The 4060-nt window shown below is 56.9% G+C and carries 6 protein-coding genes; all 6 read right to left on the reverse strand.

What is annotated here, in order from left to right:
- Nucleotides 1-431, reverse strand: a 431-nt coding sequence (locus tag K0B87_09380) for a hypothetical protein (protein MBW6514946.1), incomplete at its 3' end; no start/stop codon positions are given.
- Nucleotides 432-511: 80 nt separating this feature from the next.
- The gene (locus tag K0B87_09385; GenBank protein ID MBW6514947.1) at nucleotides 512-682 is read right to left on the reverse strand and encodes a 4Fe-4S binding protein; all 171 of its coding nucleotides are present in this window, start codon (nucleotides 680-682) and stop codon (nucleotides 512-514) included.
- 59 nt (nucleotides 683-741) lie between these two features.
- Nucleotides 742-1491, reverse strand: a complete 750-nt coding sequence (gene gpmA, locus K0B87_09390) for a 2,3-diphosphoglycerate-dependent phosphoglycerate mutase (GenBank protein ID MBW6514948.1) — start codon at nucleotides 1489-1491, stop codon at nucleotides 742-744.
- Between the two features lie 24 nt (nucleotides 1492-1515).
- Nucleotides 1516-2052 carry a cob(I)yrinic acid a,c-diamide adenosyltransferase gene (locus K0B87_09395; protein MBW6514949.1) on the reverse strand — a complete coding sequence of 179 codons (537 nt, stop codon included), beginning with the start codon at nucleotides 2050-2052 and terminating at the stop codon, nucleotides 1516-1518.
- A 4-nt stretch (nucleotides 2053-2056) separates the two neighbouring features.
- Complete coding sequence (locus K0B87_09400; GenBank protein ID MBW6514950.1) at nucleotides 2057-2428, reverse strand: RidA family protein; 372 nt, start codon at nucleotides 2426-2428, stop codon at nucleotides 2057-2059.
- 17 nt (nucleotides 2429-2445) lie between these two features.
- Complete coding sequence (locus tag K0B87_09405) at nucleotides 2446-3726, reverse strand: ATP phosphoribosyltransferase regulatory subunit (GenBank protein ID MBW6514951.1); 1281 nt, start codon at nucleotides 3724-3726, stop codon at nucleotides 2446-2448.
- Nucleotides 3727-4060 lie beyond the last annotated feature (334 nt).

Raw genomic sequence — 4060 nt, forward strand, 5'->3', positions numbered from 1 at the left:
TGGATACCCTTCTCATTGAGGTTGAAGCGGTTGTAGGAGATATTGGCCGGTGAATTGATGGAATTGATCCCATAGGTGGCCTTTTCGATGTAGCAAAACTGGATGTTGCTGATCTGGCTTTCGTTTTCCAGGCGGATGCCCACCCAGAGGGCGTTGGGATCGGTCTGGCCGCTCTCAAAGCGGATGCTGTCTGCCTCCGTCCCTGTGGCAGTAAGGGTTCCCTGCGCCGTGATGCGGTAATTGCCCATCACGTTGACCAAAACCCCGGGTTGGATGAGCAGGTCGCTGCCCGCGGGGATGGTGACGTCGCCGATCACGTTGTAAGGGCTGTTGGCAAGCGTCCAGGTGCCGGATTGGATGCCGCTGACGTCGGTGCCGGTCAGGATGGATATACTGAGCAAAACGAAACAAAACAAGAATCCGCGCTTCATGGTAACCTCCCAAAAATGTTCGGTAAAAGATAAGCGGAAGAGAGCATTGCCCTCTTCCGCGTTCAAATCATGCCCGTGGCCTATTCGGAAATAGCCTGTACGGGGCAGGAGGCGATGCAAGCGCCGCAATCAATGCAGGCGGATTCATCACACTCGGCTTTGTCGTCTTTCATCGCCAGGGCGCTCACGGGGCAAACGTCCACGCAGGCGCCGCAGCCGATGCAGGTGTCTTTATCAATTTTAACAGCCATTTGTTTCTCCTTGGTTTTTTTGCCAATTTCTGTCCCTGCCGGGTTCCGTCAAGAAAAATCTACTCCTTCGCTTTCCCCTGGTTGGCGACCGCGGCCTCTGCTTTGGCGATCTCATCCGGGTCGGCCAGGTAATAGCGCTTGTTCACGCTGAGGTCGGAATTGAATTCATAGATGAGAGGGATCCCGGTGGGGATGTTCAGGCTGGGGATATCCACGTCGCTGATCTGGTCGAGGTTCTTAACGATGGCGCGGAGGCTGTTGCCGTGGGCGGAAACGATCATTCTGCGGCCGGCGACCAGCCTGGGGATGATCACCTCCTCCCAGAAAGGCATGGCGCGCTTGCAGGTGTCCTTGAGCGATTCGCAGAGCGGGACCTGATCCGGGGATAGATTCGCGTAGCGCGGGTCTTTGCCCGGATAGCGTGGATCGTCCAGGTCTAAAGCTGGCGGCGGGATGTCGTAGCTGCGGCGCCAGATCTTGACCTGCTCCTCACCGTAGCGGGCGGCGGTCTCAGCCTTGTTCAACCCTTGCAAAGCACCGTAGTGGCGTTCATTAAGGCGCCAGTCGTGATGGATGGGCAGATACATCAGGTCCATCTCATCGAGCGCGATCCACAGCGTGCGGATGGCGCGCTTGAGCACGGAGGTCCAGGCTTCATCAAACACCCAGCCCTCTTCCCTGAGGCGCCGGCCCGCGGTGTGGGCCTCCTCCGTCCCTTTTTCCGAAAGGTCCACGTCCGTCCAGCCGGTAAAGAGGTTTTCCTTGTTCCACAGGCTTTCCCCGTGGCGGACAAGCACTATCTTGTACATGTCAAACTCCTTATCTGATTATGATCATTTATTCTGATGCTCCTCATAGCGGATCGCCCCCTCGGCAGCTTCCAGGCTTCTGGCCAGGATGAAGAAGAGGTCGGAAAGCCGGTTCACAAATTGCATAAGCTGTGGCGCGACCTGTTCGGAGCGGGAAAGGGTGACCACGTGCCTCTCGGCGCGGCGGGCGATGGTGCGGCAGATGTCCAGCTTGGCTGAGGAGGGCAGCGAGCCGGGGAGGACGAATCCCTTCAGGGGCGTCTTTTCCTCCAGTCTGGTAATCAAAGCCGTGAGCTGCTCAACATCAGCGTTTGTGACGGAATGCGGATAATCCCCGCTTTTGGAGGCCAGGGTGCCCATAACCCGGTACAGCTTTTCCTGCACGTCCTCGAGGATGTCCCTGGCACCGGGGTCATTCACATAATGCCGGGCTTCCCCGATATGGGCGTCCAGCTCGTCCAGCGAGCCGTAGGCGTCCACGCGCGGGTCGTCTTTCCAAACCCGTTCCCCGCTGTAAAGCGAGGTCTGGCCGCTGTCTCCGGTCTTGGTGCTGATGCCCATGGCCCTACCTCATCGCGATCACGGAGATCTCGACCTGCCCGTCTTTGGGCAGCCTGGCCACCTCGATCGCCTCGCGGGCCGGGAAGGGCGAGCTGAAATTGCGCGCGTAGATCTCGTTCAGGGCGGCGAAGTCGTTCATGTCCTTGAGGAACACGCTCACCTTCACGACATCGGCCAGATGCATTCCCGCGGCTTCCAGGATAGCCTTGACATTGCTGAACACTCGATTGGCCTGGGCTTCAAAGCCTTGTTCCATTTGTCCGCTGGCCGGATCGATGCCCAATTGGCCGGACACAAAGAGCATATTGCCTTTCATGACCGCCTGGGAATAGGGTCCCACGGCCTCGGCGGCGTGGTTGGTGCTGATTGATTGCATGGTTGTACTTCCTATTGTTATTTTTTCAAGGATTTGCGGGCGATCCCGATGGATTCCGCCAGCCGGTTCAAAGCTATGTAAGCCTGATCTTCCCGGCCCAGGTTATGCAGCAGCAGCTTGCCTTCGCGGATGTTTTCCTCGCGGATGGCGATCATCAGGTGGCAGCGGGCGGAGCGGGCGTTCTTCAGTTCAGCTTCCGTGCTGCTGATCTCCGTGCTGAGGACGGTCTTGATGTTTTGCCCGTGCAGTTCCTGGGCGATCTGGAGCAGCATCATGTCCATGTCCGGCGACTGGGCGCAAAGATAGACGGCAAAGTCTTCGCCCGAAGGCAGGAACAGCCCGCGGGACTCCATCAGCCGGAACAGTTCGTCCAGATCGAGGTAGAAGCCCACGGCCGGCAGCTTGCGCCCGTTTATCCGCTCGGAAAGGTAGTCGTACCTGCCCCCACCGCCCACGGACGTTTCTTTTCCGCTTGGGGCCACCACGAAATCGAACACGGTCTCGTTGTAATAGGCGAAATTCTTGAACAGGCGCGGGTCCACCTTGTAGGAATGGCCGAGGTTAGCCTGGATCTTCTTGATCTGGGAGAAATTGGCCTGGCATTTCTTGCAGAGGTAGGCCCCGATCTCGGGCCCCTCCCAGGCGTCATGGCGGCAGCTTTTGCTCTCGCAGCGCGTGTCGGCGAAAGGATTGGCACAGAGTTCCTCATAGCAGTTGTCGCAAAACTCGTCCCGGTGCTTCTCCAGAAAGGCACAGACGTCCGTGAAGAACTTGCGCCGGCAACTATCGCAGCCATAGCTGTTCAGCCGCAGGCTGGCTTCCCGGAAGCCCAGGTCCCGCAGCAACCTGATTCCCAGGCTGATCACCTCGTTTTCGGAGAAGATGCTGTCGCTGCCCAGAAGTTCCACCCCTAGTTGGAAGGATTCGATCGCGCTGCCGTCCCGCGCCTTGCGAAACATCGGCCCGTGGTAGTAGTAGCGGTGGATCTCGCCCTTTTTGTGGCTGCGTGCCGTGTGTTGCAAAACGCTGATCGTACCTTCCGGGCGCAGGCTCAGCAGGCTCAGGTTCCCGTCCGGCTGGCATAGGTTCAGCGTCCTTTCCGCCACCCGTTCAGCCTCGCTGCCCACCATCAGGGTCTGTATTCCCTTTTGCAACACCTCGAAATCCTGCAACACGGAAAGGCGGATCTCGTGATAGTCGTGCAGCTTCAGCACGTGGTCAAAGCGCTCTTCCATCAGCTTCCATTTCCACACCTGCTCCGGCATGAACTCATGAAAAGCCTGGCTCTTTTTGGGCATTATCTCTCCTTCGCCTCTCAGTCCGGTCATTCTGACCCATTTAAACAATATCCTCGTCTGACCTCTTTTTGTCAATCAAAAGATGCTTTGGGAGAACGGATTGACGTGGTGGCGTCATTCGTGGCCCCATATCCCTTTAAATCCGTGATCCGTGTTATCTGTGAGAGGCTGTTTTTTACGTTAATCTGCGAGAAACCCCTTCGAAACTTTAAGGCATACCCCCAAAAAAGTGGCATGCTAATGTTATAATCACTTACCTTAAAACGAATAACCTATACATTATGTCCATCGGTTGAATGATTTGGGTCATGTGCGAAAATACATTCCAAGACAC

The organism is Candidatus Syntrophosphaera sp. (assembly GCA_019429425.1).
Classification (GTDB): domain Bacteria; phylum Cloacimonadota; class Cloacimonadia; order Cloacimonadales; family Cloacimonadaceae; genus Syntrophosphaera.

Bases quoted from the DNA above. Each gene is read 5' to 3' on its own strand.
- gpmA (MBW6514948.1), bottom strand. From the start codon at position 1,491: ATGTACAAGATAGTGCTTGTCCGCCACGGGGAAAGCCTGTGGAACAAG.
- K0B87_09385 (MBW6514947.1), bottom strand. From the start codon at position 682: ATGGCTGTTAAAATTGATAAAGACACCTGCATCGGCTGCGGCGCCTGC.
- K0B87_09395 (MBW6514949.1), bottom strand. From the start codon at position 2,052: ATGGGCATCAGCACCAAGACCGGAGACAGCGGCCAGACCTCGCTTTAC.
- K0B87_09400 (MBW6514950.1), bottom strand. From the start codon at position 2,428: ATGCAATCAATCAGCACCAACCACGCCGCCGAGGCCGTGGGACCCTAT.
- K0B87_09405 (MBW6514951.1), bottom strand. From the start codon at position 3,726: ATGCCCAAAAAGAGCCAGGCTTTTCATGAGTTCATGCCGGAGCAGGTG.